This window comes from Streptomyces sp. NBC_01304 (assembly GCF_035975855.1).
Lineage (GTDB): Bacteria > Actinomycetota > Actinomycetes > Streptomycetales > Streptomycetaceae > Streptomyces.
In genome coordinates this window covers 1,875,989-1,899,513 of the sequence record NZ_CP109055.1, presented here as the reverse complement: position 1 = coordinate 1,899,513, position 23,525 = coordinate 1,875,989, and the positions used below count along the sequence as shown (strand labels likewise).

General features: G+C 72.0%; 18 protein-coding genes and 2 pseudogenes. 11 read left to right on the top strand and 9 right to left on the bottom strand.

What is annotated here, in order from left to right:
- The first annotated feature begins 61 nt into the window (after window positions 1-61).
- Both OG430_RS08335 and OG430_RS08330 read left to right on the top strand, forming a co-directional pair.
- Complete coding sequence (locus OG430_RS08335) at window positions 62-1,057, top strand: acetylxylan esterase (protein ID WP_327351789.1); 996 nt, start codon at window positions 62-64, stop codon at window positions 1,055-1,057.
- 158 nt (window positions 1,058-1,215) lie between these two features.
- Window positions 1,216-2,463 carry a transglycosylase family protein gene (locus tag OG430_RS08330; RefSeq protein ID WP_327351788.1) on the top strand — a complete coding sequence of 416 codons (1,248 nt, stop codon included), beginning with the start codon at window positions 1,216-1,218 and terminating at the stop codon, window positions 2,461-2,463.
- A gap of 21 nt (window positions 2,464-2,484) precedes the next feature.
- Here OG430_RS08330 and OG430_RS08325 read toward each other — a convergent pair whose 3' ends face one another.
- Both OG430_RS08325 and OG430_RS08320 read right to left on the bottom strand, forming a co-directional pair.
- Window positions 2,485-3,855, bottom strand: a complete 1,371-nt coding sequence (locus OG430_RS08325; RefSeq protein WP_327351787.1) for a DMT family transporter — start codon at window positions 3,853-3,855, stop codon at window positions 2,485-2,487.
- Window positions 3,856-4,180: 325 nt separating this feature from the next.
- Window positions 4,181-4,900 (bottom strand): carbonic anhydrase, encoded by a 720-nt coding sequence (locus OG430_RS08320; RefSeq protein ID WP_327351786.1) that lies wholly within the window; start codon window positions 4,898-4,900, stop codon window positions 4,181-4,183.
- A 292-nt stretch (window positions 4,901-5,192) separates the two neighbouring features.
- Between OG430_RS08320 and OG430_RS08315 the strand changes: the two genes are divergently transcribed.
- From OG430_RS08315 to glgC, 3 genes are all read left to right on the top strand, one after another.
- Window positions 5,193-5,900 (top strand): IucA/IucC family C-terminal-domain containing protein, encoded by a 708-nt coding sequence (locus tag OG430_RS08315; protein ID WP_327351785.1) that lies wholly within the window; start codon window positions 5,193-5,195, stop codon window positions 5,898-5,900.
- A gap of 103 nt (window positions 5,901-6,003) precedes the next feature.
- Complete coding sequence (glgA, locus tag OG430_RS08310; RefSeq protein ID WP_327351784.1) at window positions 6,004-7,182, top strand: glycogen synthase; 1,179 nt, start codon at window positions 6,004-6,006, stop codon at window positions 7,180-7,182.
- Window positions 7,183-7,415: 233 nt separating this feature from the next.
- Window positions 7,416-8,633: a glucose-1-phosphate adenylyltransferase gene (gene glgC, locus OG430_RS08305; RefSeq protein WP_327351783.1), complete on the top strand. Its 1,218-nt coding sequence runs from the start codon at window positions 7,416-7,418 to the stop codon at window positions 8,631-8,633.
- 175 nt (window positions 8,634-8,808) lie between these two features.
- Here the strand turns inward: glgC and OG430_RS08300 are convergent, their stop codons facing one another.
- The 3 genes from OG430_RS08300 to OG430_RS08290 all read right to left on the bottom strand — a co-directional run bounded on the left by OG430_RS08300 (window position 8,809) and on the right by OG430_RS08290 (window position 11,597).
- Window positions 8,809-9,135, bottom strand: a complete 327-nt coding sequence (locus tag OG430_RS08300; RefSeq protein WP_327351782.1) for an SH3 domain-containing protein — start codon at window positions 9,133-9,135, stop codon at window positions 8,809-8,811.
- Window positions 9,136-9,249: 114 nt separating this feature from the next.
- The gene (locus tag OG430_RS08295; protein WP_327351781.1) at window positions 9,250-10,809 is read right to left on the bottom strand and encodes a serine/threonine-protein kinase; all 1,560 of its coding nucleotides are present in this window, start codon (window positions 10,807-10,809) and stop codon (window positions 9,250-9,252) included.
- The gene (locus tag OG430_RS08290; RefSeq protein ID WP_327351780.1) at window positions 10,806-11,597 is read right to left on the bottom strand and encodes a serine/threonine protein kinase; all 792 of its coding nucleotides are present in this window, start codon (window positions 11,595-11,597) and stop codon (window positions 10,806-10,808) included. Before OG430_RS08290 ends, OG430_RS08295 begins: the two co-directional genes overlap by 4 nt.
- Before the next feature lie 285 nt (window positions 11,598-11,882).
- On the opposite strand from OG430_RS08290, the gene OG430_RS08285 reads away from it, so the two are divergent.
- The 3 genes and pseudogenes from OG430_RS08285 to OG430_RS08275 form a co-directional block, all read left to right on the top strand.
- A complete protein-coding gene (locus OG430_RS08285) occupies window positions 11,883-13,298 on the top strand; it encodes a wax ester/triacylglycerol synthase family O-acyltransferase (protein WP_327351779.1) in 1,416 nt (471 codons plus the stop codon).
- A gap of 139 nt (window positions 13,299-13,437) precedes the next feature.
- On the top strand, window positions 13,438-14,961 hold the full coding sequence (locus OG430_RS08280; protein ID WP_327351778.1) for an SDR family NAD(P)-dependent oxidoreductase: 1,524 nt from the start codon (window positions 13,438-13,440) through the stop codon (window positions 14,959-14,961).
- Between the two features lie 76 nt (window positions 14,962-15,037).
- Window positions 15,038-15,523 (top strand): annotated as a pseudogene (locus OG430_RS08275) (GtrA family protein); the annotation flags it as partial.
- 5 nt (window positions 15,524-15,528) lie between these two features.
- Here the strand turns inward: OG430_RS08275 and OG430_RS08270 are convergent.
- Both OG430_RS08270 and OG430_RS08265 read right to left on the bottom strand, forming a co-directional pair.
- Window positions 15,529-16,365, bottom strand: coding sequence for an SDR family oxidoreductase (locus tag OG430_RS08270; RefSeq protein ID WP_327351777.1), 837 nt, complete (start codon window positions 16,363-16,365; stop codon window positions 15,529-15,531).
- Window positions 16,366-16,521: 156 nt separating this feature from the next.
- On the bottom strand, window positions 16,522-17,019 hold the full coding sequence (locus OG430_RS08265) for a hypothetical protein (protein ID WP_442816449.1): 498 nt from the start codon (window positions 17,017-17,019) through the stop codon (window positions 16,522-16,524).
- Window positions 17,020-17,370: 351 nt separating this feature from the next.
- Here OG430_RS08265 and OG430_RS08260 point away from each other — a divergent pair, with 351 nt between their 5' ends.
- Together OG430_RS08260 and proP are read left to right on the top strand one after the other, a co-directional pair.
- On the top strand, window positions 17,371-17,544 hold the full coding sequence (locus OG430_RS08260; RefSeq protein ID WP_327351776.1) for a hypothetical protein: 174 nt from the start codon (window positions 17,371-17,373) through the stop codon (window positions 17,542-17,544).
- A gap of 242 nt (window positions 17,545-17,786) precedes the next feature.
- Window positions 17,787-19,244, top strand: coding sequence for a glycine betaine/L-proline transporter ProP (gene proP / locus OG430_RS08255; RefSeq protein ID WP_327351775.1), 1,458 nt, complete (start codon window positions 17,787-17,789; stop codon window positions 19,242-19,244).
- A 115-nt stretch (window positions 19,245-19,359) separates the two neighbouring features.
- Here the strand turns inward: proP and OG430_RS08250 are convergent, their stop codons facing one another.
- Window positions 19,360-20,709: an amidase gene (locus OG430_RS08250; protein ID WP_327351774.1), complete on the bottom strand. Its 1,350-nt coding sequence runs from the start codon at window positions 20,707-20,709 to the stop codon at window positions 19,360-19,362.
- Window positions 20,710-21,010: 301 nt separating this feature from the next.
- Here OG430_RS08250 and OG430_RS08245 point away from each other — a divergent pair.
- Window positions 21,011-22,579: pseudogene (locus tag OG430_RS08245) on the top strand (alpha-L-fucosidase).
- 175 nt (window positions 22,580-22,754) lie between these two features.
- Here the strand turns inward: OG430_RS08245 and OG430_RS08240 are convergent.
- Window positions 22,755-23,453: a FadR/GntR family transcriptional regulator gene (locus OG430_RS08240; RefSeq protein WP_327351773.1), complete on the bottom strand. Its 699-nt coding sequence runs from the start codon at window positions 23,451-23,453 to the stop codon at window positions 22,755-22,757.
- Window positions 23,454-23,525: the final 72 nt, after the last annotated feature.

The following is a 23,525-nucleotide window of genomic DNA, read 5'->3' as shown; positions in this document are numbered from 1 at the left end:
GACAGCGTGTCCGAAGCCTGACCGGTGAAAAGCCGAAGCGTGCCCGAGGAGTGTGTCGCCCATGGCCCTGTTCGACCTGCCGCTCGACCAACTGCGGAACTACCGCCCGGCGTTGCCGCAGCCCGAGGACTTCGACCAGTTCTGGGAGAAGACCCTCGCCGAGGCCCGCGAGTACGACCTGGACGCGCGGTTCGCGCCCGTTGATCTCGCGCTTACTTCGGTCGAGGTTCATGACGTCACCTTCGCCGGGTTCGGTGGACACCCGGTCAAGGCATGGCTGATCCTGCCCGCCGGCCTGACCGGGCCGGTGCCCGCGGTGGTCGAGTACATCGGGTACGGAGGCGGGCGCGGGCTGCCCCACATGCATCTGCTCTGGGCCGCGGCGGGCTTCGCGCACTTCGTCATGGACACGCGCGGACAGGGCAGTGCGGGCTGGGCGGAGGGCGTCACTCCGGACCCGGTGGGCAGCGGTCCGGCCCATCCGGGCTTCATGACGCGCGGCATAGAGGACCCGCACGACTACTACTACCGCCGTCTCTACACCGATGCCGTACGCGCCGTCGAGGCGGCCCGCGCCCACCCCCTGGTCGACGCCGCCCGCGTCGCCGCCACCGGCGTCAGCCAGGGCGGCGGTCTGACCCTCGCGGTCGGCGGGCTCGTGCCCGACCTGGCGGCGATAGCCCCCGACGTGCCGTTCCTGTGCGACTTCCCGCGCGCGGCGACCCTCACCGACCGCCAGCCCTACCGCGAGATAGGCCAGTACCTGAAGGCCCGCAGGGGAGATGAGGAGCAGGTCTTCCGCACCCTCTCCTACTTCGACGGCGTCCACTTCGCCGCACGCGGAACCGCCCCCGCCCTCTTCTCGGCGGCCTTGGAGGACCAGACCTGCCCGCCGTCCACCGTCTACGCGGCGTTCAACTCCTACGGCTCCCGAGGGGGCGCCGGAGCATCGGTGGAGAAGGCGATCGAGCTGTACTCCTTCAACGACCACGAGGGCGGCGGTCCTTACCAGCAGGCCGTACAACTGGGCTGGCTGCCGGGCAAGTTGAGGTCCTAGCGAGCCGCCCCGCACTGGCTCTTTCATCCAATTGATCAGCTGGTAAAGGGATTTGGCGGTGTGCGCGCCCCCTTGTCATGGCCTGTTCGGAGCGATTACTTTTGCGGCTCCTGACGAGTGTGCGCGCGCGTGTCCACGGGCGCCTGTAGGGGGTTTCCATGGCCGTACGCGGTCGTCACCGCCGGTACCAGCCCAGCAGGATCAACCGCGCCTCGCTCACCGTCACGGCGGGCGGGGCCGGGATGGCCCTGCCGCTGATGGGGAGCGGCACGGCCCACGCGGCCGACGTGAACACCTGGAACAAGGTCGCCGCCTGCGAATCGACCAACAACTGGTCCATCAACACCGGCAACGGCTACTACGGCGGCCTCCAGTTCAGCCAGTCCACCTGGCAGGCCTACGGCGGCACGGCGTACGCGCCACGGGCCGACCTGGCCACCAAGGACCAGCAGATAGCCGTCGCCGAGAAGGTCCTCAAGGGGCAGGGCCCGCGGGCCTGGCCGGTGTGCTCGGTGAAGGCCGGGCTGACCCGGGGCGGCGACGCGCCGGACATCAGCCCCGCTGGCGGGTCGAAGTCCTCCGGATCGGATGGCTCGCGAGTCGAGAAGGCCTCCGCGGCGACGGGCCCCGAGACCACGCCGCAGTCCAAGGCGGGCAAGACCGAGATGTACACGGTCGTGCGCGGCGACAGCCTCTCCCGGATCGCGGACACCGAACACGTCAAGGGCGGTTGGCGCCACCTGTACGAGGCGAACCGCAAGGTCATCGGCGGCGACCCGGACCTGATTCTGCCCGGGCAGCGGATCGCGTTGGGCGGGGCAGGCGGCGGGAAGTCGGGCTCGGGTTCCGGGTCGTCGGGTTCGGGCTCGTCCGGGCGGGGCGAGGACACCCCCGCTTCGAAGTCCGACCGCTCCGACCGGGGCAAGGCCGACCGGGACAAGGCGGACGGCGGCAAGTCCGACAGCGGTAAATCCGACAGTGGCAAGTCCACCTCCACCGGGCACACCCTGGCCGCCCCCGTGGCCGCGGGCCCGAGCACGCCGTACCACGCGGCCGGTGGCTCCTGGTCGAGCGGCTATCACACGGGCGTCGACTTCCCGGTGCCCACCGGGACCTCCGTGAAGGCGGTCGCCGCGGGCCGGGTCGTCTCGGCGGGCTGGGGCGGCGCGTACGGCTACCAGGTCGTGATCCGGCACACCGACGGCAAGTACAGCCAGTACGGCCATCTCTCGGCGCTCACCGTCAAGTCCGGCCAGAGCGTGGGCGCGGGCCAGCGCATAGGGCGCTCGGGTGCCACCGGGAACGCGACCGGGCCCCATCTGCACTTCGAGGTGCGGACGGGGCCCGACTACGGTTCGGACGTGGATCCGCTCGCGTATCTGCGGGCGGGCGGGGTCAGGATCTGAGCCCGTGCGGGGCGGCCCGCGTCAGGGCCGGTGCCGCCCGCACGGCGTGAGGCGCTTGCGCCGGTCGCGCTGCCGGATGCTCGTCTGGCCGGGCGGTCCCGTCTGGTTCGACGCGGGCTGGGCCGGGACCGCCGGGAGGACGTCGTAGGCGAGCGCCGAGGGATCGGCGGGGACGGCCCGGCCGTCCAGCCGCGCCAGTTCCGCCAGGGGCTCCAGGTCGGGATCGAGTGGCTGATCCAGTGACGGGCCGAGTGGCTGATCCACCGCACCCGTGACGGGCTGATCCACTGCGCCGGCCGGTGCGGAATTCGGTGACCGGTCCAGCGGCTGATCCATTGAGCCGTCCCGTACGGCGGCCTGGTCCAGTGGTTGATCCACCGAGCCCTCCCACACGGCTGTCCCTTCCCGTACGACGGCCCCTTCGCGTACGCCGCCGCCTCCGTGCGCACCCTCCGACGCCGATACGTGCGCGGACGCCAGCTCCGCCGGTGCCTCCACCGGTGCCTGCCGGGGCCGCCGGATCGCGGGGCCCTTTGCCACGGTGCGGCCCGTGCTCTGCCGCGTACCGCCGATGCGCTCCGTCGTGAGCAGGATCAGACCGCCCGCCGCCACGACACCGCAGCCGAGGGCCAGGGACGTCCCTGCCGCGCCGTACCGGAAGCTCTCGCCGAACAGCGTGAGCCCGACCGCCGCCGCGACCACCGGGTTCACCACGGTCAGTGTCGCGAGGGGCGCCGCGAGCCCCGCGCCCCGGTACGAGGCCTGGGACAGCATCATTCCGCCGGTCGCCAGGACCGCGATCACCGTGAGGCTCGGGAGCTCCTGCAGCGGGGCGCTCGCGGTGAAGTCGACGGCGACCGTCTTGGTGAACACCGACGCGATACCGAACGCGACGCCCGCGGCGCCGGCCAGGATCACGCTGCGTACGACGGGGTGCCGGTGCACGGCGTGGGCGGTGACCATCAGGGCCGCCACCGCGCCGAACGTGATCAGGGCGAGCACCAGCCGCGCGGTGCCGTCCAGGGAGTCGGAATTCGCGGTTCCGGTGAGCGAGAGGAGGCCCACGAGGCCCACCGTCGCCATGATCGCGCCACGCCACGCGGTGGAACCCGCCCGGCGCCCGACAAAAAGCGCCGCCATCGGCAGCGCGAAGACGATGGTCAGCGCGCCCAGCGGCTGCACCAGGCTGAGCGGGCCGAAGGCGAGGGCGGCCACGTGCAGGATCGCGCCCAGGCCGTTGAGGCCGACGGCGATCCACCAGCTGGTCCGCCGCAGCGGGGCGTACGACTGCTGCGGCGTGCTCGCGGCCACGCGTTCCTGGACGATCGCCCCGGCCGCGTAGGCCACGGCCGAGACGAGGGAGAGCAGCACGGCGAGGGCGAGAGCACTCATCGGATGCTCCCGGCCCGGAGCCGCGGTGAACGGCCCCCTGGACGTGCCCAACGGTCGAATTCCATGCCTTCAACGATGACGTGTCGTTCCTGGCTCTGCATCGTCCTTGAGCAGGCATTGGGTCCTACTGCCGATGGAGTAGGCCAGGTCTCCCGTACACCTGTGGGTGGTCTCTCCAAGGTGGATGTCCCCCGCTCCTTGCCTGGTCGGAAGCGTTTCGTACGGCAGTGCGGCCGACCTGCCCCACGGGCCGGCCGTCGTCTGTTCCTCCAACGTCCGGCGCCGGGCCGATCTTCCGGCGACTTCAAGCAGTCTTCTGACGACTTCAAGCACTCCCGGCAGTCCTGGTATTCCGTCCCGCCTCCGTGAAGCGGACCCGCCCCGTGTCCAGGTCGAACAGTGCCCCCAGCACGCTCGCCCCCGAGAACACCGGATCGCCGCCGAGCCGGTCGCCGATCCGCCGCACGTTCGCCTCGACGGCGTTGCCCACCCAGTCGCCGGGCCGGAACCGGGTCTCCCGCGCGGCCGGCGCGATCGCGTCCACGAGCTCGCCCAGATGCCCGCGCGGCCGGGCCCCGCCGCGCACCCGCGCCACCGCCGCCGACACCGCCCCGCACCGCTCGTGGCCGAGCACGACCACCATCGGCACGCCGAGCTCCTCGACGCCGTACTGCACACTGCCGAGCACCGCGTCGTCCAGGGCGTGGCCGGCCGAGCGGATCACCAGGAGATCGCCGAGGCCCTGGTCGAAGATGTGCTCCGGCGGCACGCGCGAGTCGATGCAGCCGAGGACCACGGCGAACGGATGCTGCGCCGAGGCCACCGTCCGCCGCCGGCGTGGGCCCTCGTGCGGATGGCGCGGGTGGTACGCGGCGTAGCGGGCGTTGCCCGCGCTGAGGCGGGCCCGGGCCTCGGCGGCGGTCCTCGGGCGCCGGTCGGGCAACAACGGTCTGGGCGAGGGCACTTGGGCGGCGGCGACGGTCGTGGGCAGGACGAGGGCGCCGAGGCCGAGGAAGGCGCGGCGGTTGCGGGGTGTCATGGTCATGGAGGTGATGGTGAGGGCGGTTGCGCACGGGCGCACCGGTTGCGGCGCCGCAACCACTCATGTGGGTGCCGGGGAGGGCAGGGGCGGCGCCGGGGTGCGTCGGGGTGCGTCGGGGACTTGCGGTGGTGAGGCGAGGGGCGTCTTCCCCGCGCTCTCCCTCCCCTTGAGTCCCTTTCCTTGAGTCCCTTGCGCTGTCCACGTTCACCGTCCATCGTCCACCGCGTCGCGCCCTGCCCGCCGTCCGATCGGCCCGGGCACGACCCCGCCCACCGCACCGTGAAAGGCTGCCCGCATGGCACCCCCGGCTGACCTGGTCGACCTCCCCGAACTCGCCTCCGTCGGCGGCTTCTTCGCCCTGCGCGCCGAGCGGCCGGGCCCACCCGGCACCCACCTTCCCCTCGCCCGCATCCACGCGGGCGACCACGCGCCCCTCACCGCCCGCGTCGACAAGGTCACCGCCCGCCTCGACGCCCCCGAGTCCCGCATCGGGGTGTCCGTCGCCCACCTCGGCCTCGCCGCCCGCCTGTGGTCCCTCGCGCTCGGGTCCGCCGCCCTGTACGGCCGGGTCCTCGACCTCGACCCGGAGCGGCTGTGCTGGGACTGGGACGGGGCGAGCCCGGACGACCTATGGCTCGACGGGGTGCGGACGCGGCCGGTGGCCGAGCTCGCCGACGCCGTCGTACGGGATCACCTCGACCCGTTGCACACGGCCCTGCGCAGCACGTACCGCATCTCGGAGCGGCTGCTGTGGGGCAACGCGGGTTCCGCGCTCGCGGGCGCGGCCCGTGAACTCCACGGCTGGGCAGGGCGGCACGGCCGCCCGGAAGCGGGTGAGCACGCGCTCGCCCTTGCCGCCGAGCTGCTGCGGCATCCCGCCCTGACCGGCACCGGAACCCTGACCGGTACGGCATTCCGGCGCCGCAGCTGCTGCCTCTACTACCGGTGCCCCGGCGGCGGCCTGTGCGGCGACTGCTGCTTCGACCGGCCGCCCGGCCGCTGAGGCCCTGTCTTTGGCAGGTCCGCGTCGCCGGTCTTCCGCCCGCGCCCCTTCTGCGTGACCATGAGTGGGGACGCCGACGTGTCAGGGGACCGGAGGGCCGACGGTGAAGGTGGGACTGCTCAGTCGCGAGTACCCCCCGGACGTCTACGGCGGGGCGGGTGTCCATGTGGAGTTCCTGGCACGGGAGTTACGTTCCCTCGCCGACCTCTCCGTGCACTGCTGGGGCGACGGCGACAGCGAGGAGCCCGGCGTCCTGCGCCACGGCCCCGCCCCCGGTCTGCACACCGCCAACGACGCCCTGCGGACCTTCTCCGTGGACCTCTCCATGGCCGCCGCCCTCGAAGACCGCGAGCTGGTGCACTCGCACACCTGGTACGCCAACCTCGCCGGCCACCTCGCCAAGCTGCTGTACGGCATCCCCCATGTGGTCACCTCGCACTCCCTGGAGCCCCTGCGCCCCTGGAAGGCCGAGCAACTCGGCGGCGGCTACGCCCTGTCCGGGTGGGCCGAGCGCACCGCCATCGAGGCCGCCGACGCGGTGATCGCCGTGTCCCGGGGGATGCGGGACGACATCCTGGACTGCTATCCGGCGCTCGACCCGGCCCGCGTCCACATCGTGCACAACGGCATCGACACCGCCCTGTACCGGCCCGACCCCGCCACCGACACCGTGCGGCGCCTGGGCGTCGACCCGGACCGGCCGTACGTCCTGTTCGTCGGACGCATCACCCGGCAGAAGGGCGTCCCGCACCTGCTGCGCGCCGCCCGTCGCCTCGACCCCGCAGTGCAGCTCGTGCTCTGCGCGGGGGCGCCGGACACGCCGCAGATCGACCGTGAGTTCCGCGCGCTCTTCGACGAACTGCGGCGGACCCGCGAGGCCGTCCACTGGATCCCCGAGATGCTGCCGCGCCCCGATGTCGTCCAACTCCTCAGCCATGCCGCCGTGTTCGTGTGCCCTTCGGTGTACGAGCCGCTCGGCATCGTCAACCTGGAGGCCATGGCCTGCGGCACGCCGGTGGTCGCCTCACGGGTCGGCGGCATCCCGGAAGTCGTCGAGGACGGCGTGACGGGCGTCCTTGTCGACCACGACGAGCGGCACCCGGAGGACTTCGAGCACCGCTTCGGCCGCCGCCTCGACGAGCTCGTCGCCGACCCGGCCACGGCCCGCCGGATGGGCGCCGCCGGACGGGAGCGCGTGGTGCGGGAGTTCGGCTGGGACAAGGTGGCCCGGCGCACGCTCGAGATCTACGAGGAGCTCCGCCCGGACAAGACAACCACATAGGGCCTCACCACAAGGGGCCTCACCGCACAGGGCATGACCGCACAGGGCATGACCGTACGAGGCACGACCGCATGGGACCCGGCCACATGGGGACCCGGCCAGGCACGGCGCAACGGCATGGGCGCGACCACATGGGGCCCGGGTACATGGGACCCGACCAGGCACGGTGCGACCACATGGGGCCCGACCACAGGGCCCCACCACATGGGGACCCGACCAACTAGGGGGCGGCGATGCGCGGTGGACCTTCGGTGCTCGGAATAGTCCTGGCGGGCGGCGAGGGCAAGCGCCTGATGCCGCTCACCGCGGACCGCGCGAAACCCGCGGTCACCTTCGGCGGCACCTACCGCCTCGTCGACTTCGTCCTGTCTAACCTCGTCAACGGCGACATCCTGCGGATCTGCGTCCTCACCCAGTACAAGTCGCACTCCCTCGACCGTCACGTCACCACCACCTGGCGCATGTCGAGCCTGCTCGGCAACTACGTCACGCCCGTCCCCGCCCAGCAGCGCCTCGGCCCGCGCTGGTACCTGGGCAGCGCCGACGCGATCCTGCAGTCGCTCAACCTCGTCCACGACGAACAGCCCGACTACATCGCGGTGTTCGGCGCCGACCACGTGTACCGCATGGACCCCCGCCAGATGCTGCAGCAGCACATCGACAGCGGCGCCGGCGTCACCGTCGCCGGCATCAGGGTGCCGCGCACCGAGTCCTCCTCGTTCGGGATCATCACCCCGGCCCGGGACGGCTCGCGTGTGGAGCGCTTCCTGGAGAAGCCCGCCGATCCGCCCGGTCTGCCAGGAGACGAACGCCATGTCTTCGCCTCGATGGGCAACTACATCTTCACCACCAAGGCCCTCATCGAGGCCCTGCACCAGGATGCCGAGGACGACACGTCGGTGCACGACATGGGCGGCTCCCTGCTGCCCATGCTCACCGACCGGGGTGTGGCCCAGCTCTACGACTTCAACGACAACCACGTGCCCGGCGAGAGCCCTCGGGACCACGGCTACTGGCGCGATGTGGGCACCCTGGACTCGTACTACGACGCACACATGGACCTGATCTCGGACCACCCGGTCTTCAACCTCTACAACCGGCGCTGGCCCATCTACACCCACCCCGGTCAGCGCCCGCCCGCGAAGTTCGTGGCCGGCGGCATCGCGGGGGAGTCCATCGTCAGCCCCGGCTGTGTGATCAGCGGCCAGGTCACCGGCTCGGTCCTGTCGCCGGGCGTGGTCGTCGAGGCGGGCGCCGTGGTGCAGGGTTCCGTGCTGCACGACAACGTGCGGGTGGGGCGGGGCGCCGTGGTGCGCGGGGCGGTCCTCGACAAGAACGTCGACGTCCCGCCGGGCGCGACCATAGGCGTCAACCCCGAACGCGACCACGAGCTCTACACCGTCTCGAAGAACGGCGTGATCGCGCTCGGTAAGGGGCAACGGGTGGACTGACCCAGCCCGAGCCCGAGCCCGAGCCCGAGCCCGAGCCCGAGTTGAGGCCCGAGCCCGACGCGAGCCCGAGCCGAGGCGTGCGACGGGGCCCGGTCCCTCCCCCGAGACGGACCGGACCCCGTCGGCCATAAGGCATCGGACAGGCGGACAGATGGACAGGCGGACAGCGGACCGGTCAGCAGTCCAGGTAGGCGACGTGGATCCACACGCCGGTCGTGCCGCCCCACAGATCGCCCATGGCCCAGTTGCCCTCGACGCCGCGGACGTCGATGTTCTGGCCGCGGTTGACCTGGCCGAGCACCGGGTAGTCGGTGCCGGGCCCGCCGCGGTAGTTGACGCCGTTGTCGTTGACGGTGCAGGTCTGGGCCGCGGCCTGCCGGTCCGCGACCTTGGCGGGCTTGGCGTCCGGCGCTGCCTGGGCGGAGCCCGCCGTGGTGGCGACGGCGCCGGTGGTGGCGGCGATCACCGCGAGGCCGGCCAGGGTCCTCTTGAAGCTGGGCATACGCATGATGGTGGTTCCTCCCCGTTTGGAGCGGTGTTCCTTACGTGCTCCACCATCCGCCCGCCACGCCCCACGCGGTACCTGACGTATGTCAGGACGACCCGTCGTACCAGGTCAGGACGCCTGACTCCCGTACTCCGCAAGGTTCTTGAGCACCTGCTCCACGAAGGGCCGCGTCCGCTCGGGCACCCCGCCCTCCGCGACCACCACCTTCCCGCTGGTGCGATACGCGGCAGCGAGCAGCGCCGGTACGTCGCGCCGCATGCCGTGCCCCTTGAAGTACTGGTCGAGGTGGCACAGGAAGGCTCCCATCGCCCCGATCGCGTCGGGCGGTGACATGTAGTCCTTGCGGCCGTCCCCGTCGCCGTCCACCGCCCAGCCGTCGAAGACCTCGGGCGTCCACATCGCGATGCCGTACTCGCGGATCCTGATGCCGTCCTTGCCGGTACGCACCCGGTGGGCGTCCGCGTCGAAACCGCTCTCGGCCTTGAGCATCGCGGCGATCAGCGCAGGCGTGACCTCCTCGCCGGAGCAGCGCTGGGCGGCGTTGGTGATGTACGGGCGCAGCGCGTCGGGCACGTCCGAGCGGGCGGGCAGGGCGCCGCCGAGCGGGGCGGCGGTGACCGAAGTGCCGGACGGGGAAGGTCCGTCGCCCGCCGAGTCGTTGCTTTGGCCCGCGTCGGTCGCGAGCACCACCCCGGTGCCGGCCAAAGCTGCCAGCAGGGTCCCGCACGCGGCGAGGACGACGGCGGTCCGGCGGCGTACGGCACGGTGGGGCCGGCTGAGGGAACGTACGCGCGCGGCGAGACTCTCGGCGGTGACGGACGCCCTGGAGGCATGATCGGGACGCAGACAGTCACCGATCAACTCGCGCCAGCCGTCCGGCACTTGAGCATCGAGACGCAGCGGCGCACCTTCCCGCGCATACGACTGCGCGGCCAGCGCCCGGGCCCGCGCGGTCGAGCCGGGGAAGGGGTGCAGGCCGCCGGTCAGCACCTGATGGGCGAGCACCCCGAAGGCCCAGACGTCCGCCGTGGGACGCAACTTGGTGCCCCGGCAGCCGGTCCGCTGCGACCACCACTCCGGCGGCACATGGTCGATCGACCCGAGCGGCAGGACGTACGCATGGGTCCCCTCCAGCTCGGCGGTGAGCCCGAAGTCGGCGAGCCAGACCGCCCCGTCGGCGGCAAGGAGGATGTTGGCCGGTTTGAGGTCGCCGTGCACCCAGCCGCGCGCGTGGACGTGCGCGAGGCCGTCGATCACCCCCTGGAGCACCCGCTGCGCCACCGGCACCGCCTTCCCGGGCCGCTCCCGCAGCAGGTCCTGGAGGCTGCATTCGGCCCGGTCCATGACGAGGGCGGTGACGCCGTCGAGGTCGGGGCGTTCGGGATCGTGCAGGGTGCGGACCGTGTGCGTGCGCACGATGTGGGGGTGGTCGGCCTCCAGGCTGAAACGGGCCTCGCGCCGCACCAGGTCGTCCATGGCGGTGCGCTGGCCGGGCGTGAGCAGATCGGTGCGCAGGAACTTGATCGCGGCCTCGGTGCCGTCGACCGTCGATTCGGCGCCGTACACACTGCCCCAACTGCCCGCCCCGATCGGGGTGGTGACGCGCCAGGGGCCCACGAGGTAGCCGGGGGAGACGCTGATCGGGGGCGGGGTGGCGTCGTCGTTCATACGGGCCTCTCCAGGAGGGCGAGATGGTCCTCCCGCACCAGGTCGAAGCGGAGCGCGAACGTCACCAGCTCCTCGCGCTTGCCGCCCACCTGACCGGCCTCCTGCGCCGCCTCGTCACGCAGGCGGAGCTTGACCGAAGTCAGGTAGTCGATGTGGTAGTTGACGGCCGAGCGGGTCAACTCCGCACAGCTCGCCAGCGGACGCAGCCGCTCCAGTACGTCACCCACGCCCGGCACCGCCCCGCTGGAGGCACACCGCAGCCGCGGCTCGCACAGGGCGAGCAGGACGAGGAAGTACTTCGACGTGGGGTCGAGCGCGAAGGGACTGGCCGTCGGCTCGCCCAGGCGTGCGTCCGGTTCGCCGTCCAGATAGGCGTGTTCCGGCGCGAACACCTTGAACGACGCGTCGCCGTCCGTCGCCGGCAGCAGCACCCGGGAGAACTCGAACGGCACCGGCGCCGCCAGCCGGCCCGGCGCGACCTTGATGTGCTCGCCCGCGCCCTCCAGGTTCTCGACGACGTACGTGACACGTCGGCTGAAATTGGACAGTCGCCAGTAGTCCTCGGCGGCCACGATCTGGCCCGCGCACCGCGAGACCCCGGGATCGTCCAGGGGGATGGCCACCGGGTCGCCGGGTGCGCCGCGCCCGAACTCCGCGGTGCCGCCCGGCCCGAGGCGCAGCAGGCGCGGCCTCGACGGCCTGCCGCCCGGTCCGACCCCGGGCCCGCTGCCCGGCCGCGCGGCATGCGCCGGCTGCGGCTCCGGCAGCTGCACGATGACCGTATCCATCCCGTCCCCTCCCGCTCGAGCACCTCAACTCCTAGGACGACACGGCCCGTTGCGACGGTTGCTATCGCGACGTGGTTGCGGGGGTGCGCGGGGTCGGATTTCGGCCGGGGCGTGCGGGCGGGCGCACGGACGGGGCGTACGGGACGGTCGGGAGGGGTGAGTGGGGCGAGCGGGCCGGGGCAAGCCTTAATGTGCTCGTAACGATCCGTGTTCCGAACGTACTTGACCGTAGTCGTTCGCTGGTTATTGACTGCAAGCTCCCCGTCGTCGACGCGAGAGCTCCGCATGCCTGCTGCTGCCGCTGCCCCGATATCCGCCGCCTCCGAGATGCTCGCACCGCTCGACCTCGCCTTCTGGAACATCGAGTCCGCCGAGCACCCGATGCACCTGGGGGCGCTCGGGGTCTTCGCGGCCGATGCCGCCGATGCCGCCGACGGAGCGCCCGGTTCCGCCCGCCGGGCCGCGGACCTGCTCATCGCCCGCGCCGCCACGGTGGAGGGCCTGCGGATGCGCATCCGCGGCGTCTGGCTCCCGGTGGGCGGCGCGGTGCGCGAGGAGGCGCCGGGCTTCGACCCGCGCAGACACGTCCATCTGGCGCCCGCCGCGCGGGACTTCCACGCGGCGGCGGGGGAGCTGATGGAGCGGCCCCTGGACCGGGAGCGCCCGCCCTGGGAGGCGCATGTGCTGCCGGGGCCCGACGGCACGTCCTTCGCGGTGCTGTTCAAGTTCCACCACGCCCTGGCCGACGGGCTGCGCGCGCTCACCCTCGCCGCCGGGGTCATGGACCCGCAGCCCGCCCCGCCGCCCCGCGCCAGGCGGGCCGTCCCCGAGCAGCGGCCGGGCGCCCGCCACTGGCTGCCAGGCCCGCTCGGCCTGCTCAACCCGCGCGCCCTGAACGTCGCTGTGCGCCGCACCCTCGGCGAGGTCGGCCAGGCCCTCGACATCGGCGCCTCGGTCGCCCGCGCCACCTGGGGCGTCCGGAGCGCCCCGGCCCTGACCTCGGACGCGACCGGCACCCGCCGCACCGCGGGCGCGGTCCTCGACCTCGACGACGTGCACCGCATCCGCAAGCGGGCCGGCGGCACCGTGAACGACGTCCTCATCGCCCTCGTCGCGGGCGCCCTGCGCCGCTGGCTGGACGAGCGCGGCGAGGACGGCGAGGACGGTGCGGTCCTCGACGACGTGGCGCCGCGCGCCCTGATACCCGTCTCGCGCCGCCGTCCCCGCGCCGGCCAGCCCCAGGGCAACCGGCTCTCCGGCTATCTGGTCCGCCTCCCCGTGGGCGAGCAGGACCCCCTCGCACGGCTGCGGACGGTGCGTACCGCCATGGACCGCAACAAGGACGCGGGCCCCACCCGCGGCGCGGGCGCCGTCGCGCTGCTCGCCGATCATGTGCCACCGCTTGGCCACCGGCTCGGCGGGCCCGTCGTCGCCCAGGCCGCCCGGCTGCTCTTCGACATCCTCGTCACCAGCGTGCCCCTGCCCAGCCTCGGCCTGACCCTCGACGGCTGCCCGCTCACCGAGGTCTACCCCTTCGCGCCGCTCGCCCAGGGCCAGTCCCTGGCCGTCGCCGTCTCCACCTACCGGGGCCGCGTCCACTTCGGCCTGGTCGCGGACGCCGAGGCCGTGCCCGACCTGGACCGCCTCACGGCAGCCCTGCACGAGGAGCTCAAGGAGCTGACCGAGGCCGTCAGGGCGTAGCCGGGCGAGGCCGTCAGGGCATAAGCGGAGGCTATGAAGGCATAAGCGGTTTGGAGTAGGCGCCCGTGCTTACGTAAAGTTGAGGCTTTGGGGACTTCCGGGCGCGGGCGCGCACGACTGAGCACGAGGAAAAGCGGCGATGACGGTGGCGTCACAGGACAGCCAGGAGTTCGGCTCCGACGAGGGCTTCGGCCCCGACGAAGAGCCGGCACAGACCTTCGGCCCCGGCATCGACCCGGAGCGGCTCGCGGTCTGCCTCGCCGTGCTCGACGAGCTCGACAAGATCGAGGTCGACCACCCGGACGCGATCCAGGTCCGCCGCGCCACCGCCGGCATCTACCGCACGGTCAAGCAGCGCCGCCGCCAGGAGCGCCGCGCCGCGAAGACCGAGCACGACCGCAACGTGACGCACGCCACCGCGACCGGCTCCGCCGAGCGCATCGACGACGAGACGCAGGGTCTGCTGCCCTCCTCCTCCACGGTCGGCGAGATCGCCGGGATACTCCAGCGCCCCCGGTCCTGCTACATCTGCAAGGCCCGGTACGTCGAGGTCGACGCCTTCTATCACCAGCTCTGCCAGAAGTGCGCCGCCGAGAACCGCGCCAAGCGCGACGCCCACGCCGACCTCACAGGCAAGCGCGCGCTGCTCACCGGCGGCCGCGCCAAGATCGGCATGTACATCGCGCTGCGCCTGCTGCGCGACGGCGCGCACACGACGATCACCACGCGCTTCCCCAAGGACGCCATCCGCCGCTTCAAGGCGATGGACGACTCGGCGGACTGGATCCACCGCCTCGAAGTCGTCGGCATCGACCTGCGCGACCCGGCCCAGGCCGTGGCCCTCGCGGACCAGGTCGCCGAGCAGGGGCCGCTCGACATCCTGATCAACAACGCGACGCAGACGGTACGCCGCCTGCCGTCCGCGTACGCCGCCCTGGTGGACGGCGAGAGCGCCCCGCTGCCCGCCGGTGAACTCCCGCCGCACCACGTGATCGGCGCCTTCAACTCCGGCGCCGTGGACGGCCTGACCGCCCTCCCGAAGGGCATCTCCGGCCTCGACGCGCAGCAGGTCGCCGACCTCGCGCTGGTCGCGGGCAACGCCAGCGTCGCCCGGCACCGCGACGGCACCGCCATCGACGCGGGCGGCCTGGTCCCGGACGTCGTCGACACCAACACCTGGGTCCAGTCCATCGAGCAGATCTCGCCGGTGGAACTCCTCGAGACCCAACTGTGCAACTACACGGCCCCGTTCATCCTGATCAGCGCCCTGCGGCCGGCGATGGCCGAGGCCGCGAAGAAGGCATCGAGCAAGCGCGCGTACGTCGTCAACGTCTCGGCGATGGAAGGCGTCTTCGGCCGCGGCTACAAGGGCGCGGGCCACCCGAACACCAACGCCGCGAAGGCCGCGATGAACATGGTGACGCGCACCAGCGCCCAGGAGATGTTCCAGACCGACGGCATCCTGATGACCTCGGTCGACACCGGCTGGATCACCGACGAACGCCCGCACTACGACAAGCTGCGCCTCGCCGAGGAGGGCTTCCACGCGCCCCTCGACCTGATCGACGGCGCGGCGCGCGTGTACGACCCGGTCGTGCGCGGCGAGGCGGGCGAGGACCTGTACGGCGTCTTCCTGAAGGACTACGCACCCGGCAACTGGTAGGCGGAGCAGGCCCATAAACGGCCGTCTTAAACGGACGGCCTATACAAGCGTCATAGACGGTCGTATAGTCGCCGCCATGACGACGTGCGCCGCAACGCCTCAACTCCCCGCCGCTCCGGGCCCGTTCATGGCCTTCGCGCGCTTCGTGCTGTGCGGCGGCGGGGTCGGGGTCGCCTCCTGCGCCGCGGTGGCCGGACTGTCCGAGCTGCTTCCGTGGGCCCTCGCGAACGCGCTGGTCACCGTCGCCTCCACGCTCCTCGCCACCGAGCTGCACGCCCGCTTCACCTTCGGTGCGGGCGGGCGCGGGACTTGGCGTCAGCATCTGCAGTCGGCGGGGTCGGCGGCGGCCGCGTACGGCCTCACCTGCGCGGCGATGCTCGTGCTGCACATGACGGTGGCCGCGCCGGGCGTCCTGTGGGAGCAGGCCGTGTATCTGTCGGCCTCGGGGCTGGCCGGGCTCGGGCGCTTCGCCGTTCTGCGGCTCGTCGTCTTCACGCGCGCCGCCGCCCGGACCCCGAACGCCCAGGCCGTTCAGGCGACTTCGGCCGCGCCGGTACGCAGCCGCAGTCAGGCGTCCTTTGCGGTACGCAGCCGCTCATGCACCGCGTACGACCCGACCCCCGCCGCCGCGCGCACCCTGGTGCCCCCGTCCACCAACAGGTCCGCCCCGGTCACCCACCGCGCCTCGTCCGACACCAGCCAGCACACGGCGTGCGCGACGTCCCACGGCTCCCCGATGCGGCCGAGCGGCAGGCCCTCGGCGATGCGCTGCTCCTCGCCTTCCCATACGAATCGCGCCATTTCGGTGCGGACCAGGCCGGGCGAGACCGCGTTCACCCTTACCCGGGGCGACAGTTCGCCCGCGAGCTGTCGTGTCAGGTGCAGCAGCGCGGCCTTGCTCGTCCCGTACGCGCCCACATGTGGGCCGACGCCATGGGTGCCCTCCGTGCAGATGTTGACCACGGCCCCGCCGTGGTCCCGCATCCAGGCCTCCCACGCGCACCGCACCAGGCGCAGCGGCGCCTCCACGTTGACGGCGAACGCCTCGCTCCAGGCCGCGAGGTCGGCCTCCATGAGCGGCCCGTAGGGCTGGTTGGTCGCCGCGTTGTTCACCACGATGTCAAGGCGTCCGAAGGTGCTGAGCATCAGCTCGGCGCACGCCTGAAGATGTGCCGGGTCGGCCACCGATCCCGCCAGGCCCACGGCCCGGGCGCCGCCCGCCCGCAGCCCCGCCACCGCTTCGCGCACCCCGTCTGCGTCCCGTGCGGTGACGCAGACCCCGGCCCCCGAGGCGCCCAGCTGCTCCGCGACGGCGAGCCCGATCCCGCGGGAGCCGCCCGTGACGAGGGCGGCCTTGCCGTTGAGCGAGTCTCTGCCGGAGGTTGAGTGAGGCTCAACTGTCATCCGCTTACCTTCTCATGACGATCCATCAGAAGGGCAGGGCGAGAGAACGCACGGAGCCAGGAGCCAGGAGCCAGAAACCAGGAGCCGGTGGCGCGGGCGGCGCGCAGGGGCGGGGGAGGCGGACATCAGGGAGCCACGAGGACTGCCCTCAGGGATTCAGGGCGCCGTCGACGGACCCCATCGGGCCGACGTACTCCATCGGGCCGACGGAGCCCGGTGCGCCGAGGGACTTCGGTGGGCCGGTGAACTCCGATGGGCTGCCACCAGTTCGAGCACGTCACGCCAGTCCTCCAGGACTCCGGCGGCGACCCCGGCCACCCGCGCGGTCTCGACCGCCTGCCGGAGAGAGGCCGCGTCCTCGGCCGGCGCGGCCGGCGGCCCGGGCGCATCGGCCGAAGTGCCGCCGGCCCGGAGGCAGTCGATGAGCCATGCCACCCGCTCCCCGAGCAGCCCCCGCACCGCCTCGGCCGGCAAGTCCTTGACCAGGCCCGCGACTTGGAGCTCCTTGTCGCTCGGGTGGGAGCGGCGCAGCAGGGCCGCGGTCTGCAAGGGGTGTTCGCCAGGGCGGGTCTCCAGGAGGCCCATCAGTCCGTCGACGCCCAGCGCCTGGCGGTCGACCGGGCCGGTCGGATGCGGCTCCATGTGCGGCTCCATGTGCGACTCCCTCCCACGCGGTGGATGCCGTCCAGAGCAGCAGACCATGGCCAGATCATGGCCGAATGAACACCGGGCGACCGGTAAAGGACGGGTCAGTTTCCGGCCCCATCGAGCAGGGTCGCGCTCATATGGGTACTCTGGTGGGGACGGACAGCCTAAATGGGTCCCACCAACACCCACGGCCCGTCCCGGGGCAAGCCGGTCATCGCGGCCCTGCCTCGCGTGAGTTACCGGCGCCACCGCGCTTTTGAACTGCCCAGAAGTAGAGCCCCACGGGGCGGCCGGCGCCCGGTCCTCGGGCCGGCGCGGTGCGACCGGGGGTTACCCCGACACAGACAGGAGTGCGCGGTGACACCAGAGAAGTCCAAGAGCGAGCAGCGAGGCCCCACGGAGCGCGGAGACCGCAAGGGCCGCCCCAAGGAGCTGGGCAGCCTCGAGGTGTGGGCCCGGTCGGCCCCGATCCGGCTCGCCGGATACGAGGACGACCTCGCGGAGCCGCACATCCTCCAGGGCATTGACTGAACGCAGCGGAAATTTGCGGGCCCCGCCTTCCCGATTGGAAGGCGGGGCCCTTTCTCGTGCCGCACTCTTCCGCGCCCGGAGCCGTGCTCGATCCGCGAAGTTCGCCCGGATACAGGACGTACGTCCCGTACAGATCAGGCCGCAAGCCCCGTGCGGCAAGTGACAAGAGTCCGGACTGCCCCCCTGATCCCGGCGGGTACCACTGGAGGGACCTTTATGCCCGTACGACATTGAGAGCCGCAGTGCAGCACGAAGAGACCACCGCTGCCCCCGACCGTGAGGCCATCGGCCGCCACCGCGTCCTGTTCCGCACCGTCCACCGCCGAAAGAACCCCCGACTGCGCCAGAGCGACATCACCATCTCCGAGGAGCAGGCGGTCAAGAGGGCGGTGAAGGCGACCGCACTCGGCAACGCCATGGAGTGGTTCGACTTCGGCGTCTACGCCTACCTCGCCGTCACCATCGGCCAGGTCTTCTTCCCCTCCGGGAACCCGACCGCGCAGACCCTGTCCTCGCTCGCCACCTTCGCCGCGGCCTTCCTGGTCCGGCCCATCGGCGGCGCGTTCTTCGGACCGCTCGGCGACAAGGTCGGCCGCAAGAAGATCCTTGCCCTCACCATGATCATGATGGCGAGCGCGACCCTCGCGATCGGACTGATTCCCAGCTACGCCACCATCGGCATCTGGGCGCCGATCCTGCTCATCGTCTGCCGCATGGTGCAGGGCTTCTCCACCGGCGGCGAGTACGGCGGCGCGGCGACCTTCATCGCCGAGTACGCCCCCGACAAGCGCCGCGGCTTCTGGGGCTCCTTCCTGGAGTTCGGCACCCTCATCGGCTACACCGCCGCCGCCACCCTGGTCACCACGCTGACGATGCTCCTCAGCGACGACGCCATGCACTCCTGGGGCTGGCGCGTGCCGTTCCTCGTCGCGGGCCCGCTCGGCCTCATCGGCCTCTATCTGCGGATGAAGCTCGACGAGTCCCCGGCGTTCCGGAAGCTGGAGGAGGGCGGCGGACCCGGCGACGTACGGGAGAAGAAGTCCTTCAAGGACTCCTTCGTCGGCCAGTGGCGCGCGATGCTGCTCTGCATCGCCCTGGTCGCGGCCTTCAACATCACCGACTACATGCTGCTCTCGTACATGCCGACGTACCTCACCGATCTCGGCTTCGGCGAGACCGGCGGACTGATGTCCATCGTCGTCGTGATGCTGATCCTGATGGCCCTGATCAACTCGGTCGGCCGGCTGTCCGACCGGATCGGCCGCAAGCCGGTCCTGATGGCGGGCTCCATGGGCTTCATCGTCCTTGCCGTGCCGAGCTTCCTGCTCATCAAGCAGGGCGGCACCGTCCCGGTCTTCGCCGGACTGCTGATCCTCGGCCTCGCCCTGGTCTGCTACCTGGGCGCCATGTCGTCCTCGCTGCCGGCCCTGTTCCCGACGGATGTGCGCTACAGCTCGCTGTCCATCGGCTTCAACATCTCGGTCTCGCTCTTCGGCGGTACGACGCCGCTGGTGGTCGCCGCGCTGATCAGCAAGACCGGCAACGATCTGATGCCGGCGTACTACACGATGCTCGCCGGAGCCGTCGGCCTCCTCGCGGTCCTCGCCATGAAGGAGACGGCCCGCCGGCCGCTGGAGGGCTCCCCGCCCTCGGTGGCCACCGAGGAGGAGGCCCGCGAACTGGTGGAGGCACAGCGCTGAACCCGGCCCGGGTCGCGGCGGGTGTGCCCCGGCCGCGACCCGGGTGCCGTCACAAGATCCGTCACGAGATCCGGTACGAGATCCGGTACGAGATCCGGTACGAGTGCGAGATCCGTTACGCAGGTGCGGGAGCCGTACGCTGCCACGGCCGTTCCGCCCCCAACACCGCCGCCACGTCCAGGAGTTGCTGCTCGCTCCCCGGCGCCCCCACCAGCTGCACCGAGCCCGGCGCCCCCGACGACAGATACCCGAACGGCAGCGACAGCGCCGGCCACCCGGTCAGGTTCCAGACCGGCGTGAGCGGCGAATAGCGGGTGTCGGTGAGCACATTGCGCAGCCAGCCCCGCTGGTGCCAGGCCACCGCGCGCGGCCCGCGCCGGGCCAGGGCCGGGGTGAGCAGCACGTCATGGGCGGCGAAGAACGGCTCCAGTCGGCGGCGCAGCTGCTCGCGGCGGTCGCCCTGCTCGACCGAGCGCAGGGTGCGGCGTCCGATCGAGGCGTGTACGCGGGTACGCCGGGCCAGTTGGCGGACGTCGAGGTCCCTGGCGTCGACGTGCGTGCCCGCCGTCCAGTGCGCGAGGGCGGTCTGGCCGAGCCACAACGGGTAGGACGGGTCCGCGTTCTCCACCTCCAGACCCGCCGTGGCCAGCACCTTTCCGGCCTCGCGTGCGGCGGTCGCGTACGAGTGGTGGATCGTGACACCCGCGAGCGGACTGCGCGTGGAGACGGCGATGCGCAGCGCGGACGCGGAACCCGCACCTCCCTCGGGGGCCGGGGCGCCGGCGAGGATCGCGAGCATCAGGCGGGCGTCCTCGGTCGTGGTGGCGAGGGGGCCGTTCTCGGACATGCCGAACCAGCCGCCGCCGAGATCGCGCGGGACCACGTCGGGGCCCGGCTTGAGGCCGATCAGGCCGCAGTTGGCGGCGGGGATGCGCAGCGAGCCCATGCCGTCGTTGCCCAGTGCGATCGGCACCAGGCCCGCCGCCACCGCGGCCGCGCTGCCGCCGGAGGAACCCCCGGCCGTGCGGGTGGTGTCCCAGGGGTTGCGGGCGATGCCGTACGCGCTCTCGGTGGTGCCGAAGACGCACAGCTCGGGGACGTTGGTCAGACCGACGACGATCGCGCCCGCCGCCCGCAGCCGGGCGACGGTGGGGTGGTCCTCGGCCGCGGGCGTGGTGGCGTGGGCCGCCGAACCGTGCAGGGTCGACTCGCCGCGTACCGGCAGATTGTCCTTGACCGCCACCGGCACGCCCGCAAGCGGCAGTTCGGCCAGATCCGCGCGCTCGGCCAGCGCGTCCGCCTCGGCGAGGGCGGCCTGCGCGCGCACCAGCCGGAAGGCGCCCACCCGGGCGTCGAGGAGTTCGATCCGCGCGAGGTGCTCGGCCACCACTTCCCTGGGCGTGACCCTCTTCTCGCGTACGGCGGCGGCGATCTCGACGGCGGTGCGGCCGGCCCAGCTGGTCACGGTGGCTCCTCGGTGCGTGTGCGCGCTGCTCGGTGTGGGGTTCTGGGTGTTGGCAGCACTGTGCACGCTTGGGATGCTCCGCGTCGAGAGGGGCATGGATCATCCGATGACTGATCGCCCCGTCGGCGAACTTCCCTCCCTGTGCGGTCCATTGACAGAGATACGTCACGCCTCAATCATCAGACATCCGATGAATCAACGGCATGGTTGAGGAGCGAGAGACATGGACGAGTCTTCGCGTACGGGGCTCAGCAGGCGGCGCTTTGTGGCGGGGGCGGTGGTCTCCGGCTCGATGCTGGCGATGGCGCCCGGCAGCCCGGCGGCGGCCGCCGCGGCCGGGGCCGCGCCCCCGGAGCCCTCGTACCGCATCCCGATCAGCCCCGACGACACCCCGGCCGAACTCGTCGACAAGGCGTCCCGGATCCGCCCGACGGATCGTCAGATCGCCTGGCAGCGCCTGGAGAAGACCGCCTTCCTGCACTTCGGCGTGAACACCTTCACCGGCCTCGAATGGGGCACGGGCGACGAGGATCCGGACGTCTTCCAGCCGGCCGGCCTCGACACCGACCAGTGGGCCCGGGCGCTGCGCGACGGCGGCTTCGAGCTGGCCATCCTCACGGTCAAGCACCACGACGGGTTCGTGCTCTACCCCTCCCGGTACACCAAGCACGGTGTCGTATCGAGCAGTTGGGCCGACGGGCGCGGCGACGTACTCCGTTCCTTCGCCGACTCGATGCGACGGCACGGCATCAAGGTCGGGGTGTACGTCTCCCCGGCGGACGAGAACCAGTACCTGCACGGCGTGTACGCGAACGGCAGCGCGCGCTCGCCGCGAACCATCCCGACACCACTGCCCGGTGACAACCAGGCCGACGGCTCTGCGAGCTTCGAGCTGCCCGCGACGGACTACGGCGCCTACATGCTCAACCAGCTCCACGAGGTCCTGACGCAGTACGGGCCCATCGACGAGGTGTGGTTCGACGGTTCGCAGGGCCGGATCCCGCCCGGCACGGTCGAGCGCTACGACTGGGACAGCTGGTACACCCTGATCCGCGCCCTCGCCCCGGACGCGGCGATCGCGGTGTCCGGGCCGGACGTGCGCTGGGTCGGCAACGAGGGCGGGCTCGCCCGCGAGGACGAGTGGAGCGTCATCCCCGTCAAGGAGAAGGACTACGGCCGCACCGACTACGCGCTGGCCTACGACGCCCCCGACCAGGGCAGCCGGTCCGCTCTCGCGTCCGCCCGCACCGTCGCCACGCACCTGCAGTGGTGGCCCGCGGAGTGCGACGTGTCCATCAGGCCGGGCTGGTTCTACCACGAGGACCAGGTGCCGAAGTCCGTGGACCAGCTCACCGACATCTACTTCCGCTCGGTGGGCCGCAACTCGGTGCTGCTGCTCAACATCCCGCCGGACAAGCGGGGGTTGCTGCCCGCGGCGGACGTGGCCCGGCTGCGGGAGTTCCGCGAGCGGATCGAGGCGGAGCTGCCGGCCGATCTCGCGCGGGGTGCGCGGGTTTCGGGGGACGGGGTGGGGGCGGGGCGTGCGGTGGACGGTGATCCGGACACGGCCTGAGCGGCGCCGGGCCCTGGCCGGGGGACGCTGGAAGTCGACCTCGGCCGGGTGGTCGAGGTGGACCGGGTGCGGCTTGCCGAGGACGTTCGGCGTGGGGAGCAGGTGGAGGGCGTCATGATCGAGGCGCGGACTGCGTCCGGGGCTTGGGAGGTGGTGGCCCGTGCCGGGGTGGTGGGGGCGAGCCGGATCCTGTTGCTGCCTGCGCCGGTGGCTGCGCGTGCGTGGCGGCTACGGATTGCCGCTTCGCGGCGGGCGGGGCGGATTTCGGAGTTCGGGCTGTATCGGTCGCGGGTGTAAGGACTGATTCCCCCACTCCTCAAACGCCGGACGGGCTGACAGATCAGCCCGTCCGGCGTTTTCAGCCCGTCCGGCGTTTGAGGACAGAGGCCGAAGGCCGATCCGGGGGCCAGGGGCGAAGCCCCAGGCTGTCCGCAGGACTTTCGGGAAGGGGCGGGGTGGGGGAAGAGCACCCTCAGCCCAACTGCCCCCGCAACCAAGCCTCGACCTCCCCCACATGCGCCGCCGCCGCGACTCGCGCCGCCTCGGGATCCCGGGCCACCAGCGCCTCGTGAATCCGCGCATGCTCCCGCCGGGTGCGCTCGAAAGCCCCCTCCTCCTGGTACCCCCGCCACACCCGGGCCCGAAAGGTCCGCGAGGACAGCCCGTCCAGAATCGCCGCCATCGACTCGTTCCCGGCGGCAGCCACGATCGCCCGATGGAAGGCGAGGTCGTGCGCGAGGATCTCCTCCGGATCCTCGGTCGCCTCCATCGCAGCGAGATGCTCCGACACCACGGCCAGCTGCTCCGCGGTGATCCGCGCCGCCGCCAGGCCCGTCGCGGTCGACTCCAACACCCGCCGTACTTCGAGGAGTTCGACGAGCTGCTGTCCCCGGGACAGATCGGCCACGACCCCGAAGGTCTCCAGGAGATCCCCGGCCTGCAGCTGCGTCACATAGATCCCCGACCCGTGCCGGGCCTCCAGCACCCCCAGCACGGTCAGCGCCCGCACCGCCTCCCGCATCGAACTCCGTGAGATCCCCAGCTGCGCCGACAGGTCCCGCTCCGTCGGCAGCCGCTGCCCCGGCTCGAGCCGCCCCTCGCCGATCATCGCCTTGATCTGCTCGATGGCGCGCTGCGTCACCGTGCCCTTCTGTGCAGCCACCTGTTCCAAGCCGCCCACCCCATCCCCAAGCCGAGTGCGTCGCAGTCTAACCAGCCAAGTGGTCGGACCACTATGGCCAAC

Excerpts from the sequence above, each read along its gene's own strand:
- OG430_RS08335 (WP_327351789.1), top strand. The coding sequence starts at position 62 with ATGGCCCTGTTCGACCTGCCGCTCGACCAACTGCGGAACTACCGCCCG.
- OG430_RS08330 (WP_327351788.1), top strand. The coding sequence starts at position 1,216 with ATGGCCGTACGCGGTCGTCACCGCCGGTACCAGCCCAGCAGGATCAAC.
- OG430_RS08325 (WP_327351787.1), bottom strand. The coding sequence starts at position 3,855 with ATGAGTGCTCTCGCCCTCGCCGTGCTGCTCTCCCTCGTCTCGGCCGTG.
- OG430_RS08320 (WP_327351786.1), bottom strand. The coding sequence starts at position 4,900 with ATGACCATGACACCCCGCAACCGCCGCGCCTTCCTCGGCCTCGGCGCC.
- OG430_RS08315 (WP_327351785.1), top strand. The coding sequence starts at position 5,193 with ATGGCACCCCCGGCTGACCTGGTCGACCTCCCCGAACTCGCCTCCGTC.
- glgC (WP_327351783.1), top strand. The coding sequence starts at position 7,416 with ATGCGCGGTGGACCTTCGGTGCTCGGAATAGTCCTGGCGGGCGGCGAG.
- OG430_RS08300 (WP_327351782.1), bottom strand. The coding sequence starts at position 9,135 with ATGCCCAGCTTCAAGAGGACCCTGGCCGGCCTCGCGGTGATCGCCGCC.
- OG430_RS08295 (WP_327351781.1), bottom strand. The coding sequence starts at position 10,809 with ATGAACGACGACGCCACCCCGCCCCCGATCAGCGTCTCCCCCGGCTAC.
- OG430_RS08290 (WP_327351780.1), bottom strand. The coding sequence starts at position 11,597 with ATGGATACGGTCATCGTGCAGCTGCCGGAGCCGCAGCCGGCGCATGCC.
- OG430_RS08285 (WP_327351779.1), top strand. The coding sequence starts at position 11,883 with ATGCCTGCTGCTGCCGCTGCCCCGATATCCGCCGCCTCCGAGATGCTC.
- OG430_RS08280 (WP_327351778.1), top strand. The coding sequence starts at position 13,438 with ATGACGGTGGCGTCACAGGACAGCCAGGAGTTCGGCTCCGACGAGGGC.
- OG430_RS08270 (WP_327351777.1), bottom strand. The coding sequence starts at position 16,365 with ATGACAGTTGAGCCTCACTCAACCTCCGGCAGAGACTCGCTCAACGGC.
- OG430_RS08265 (WP_442816449.1), bottom strand. The coding sequence starts at position 17,019 with ATGGAGCCGCACATGGAGCCGCATCCGACCGGCCCGGTCGACCGCCAG.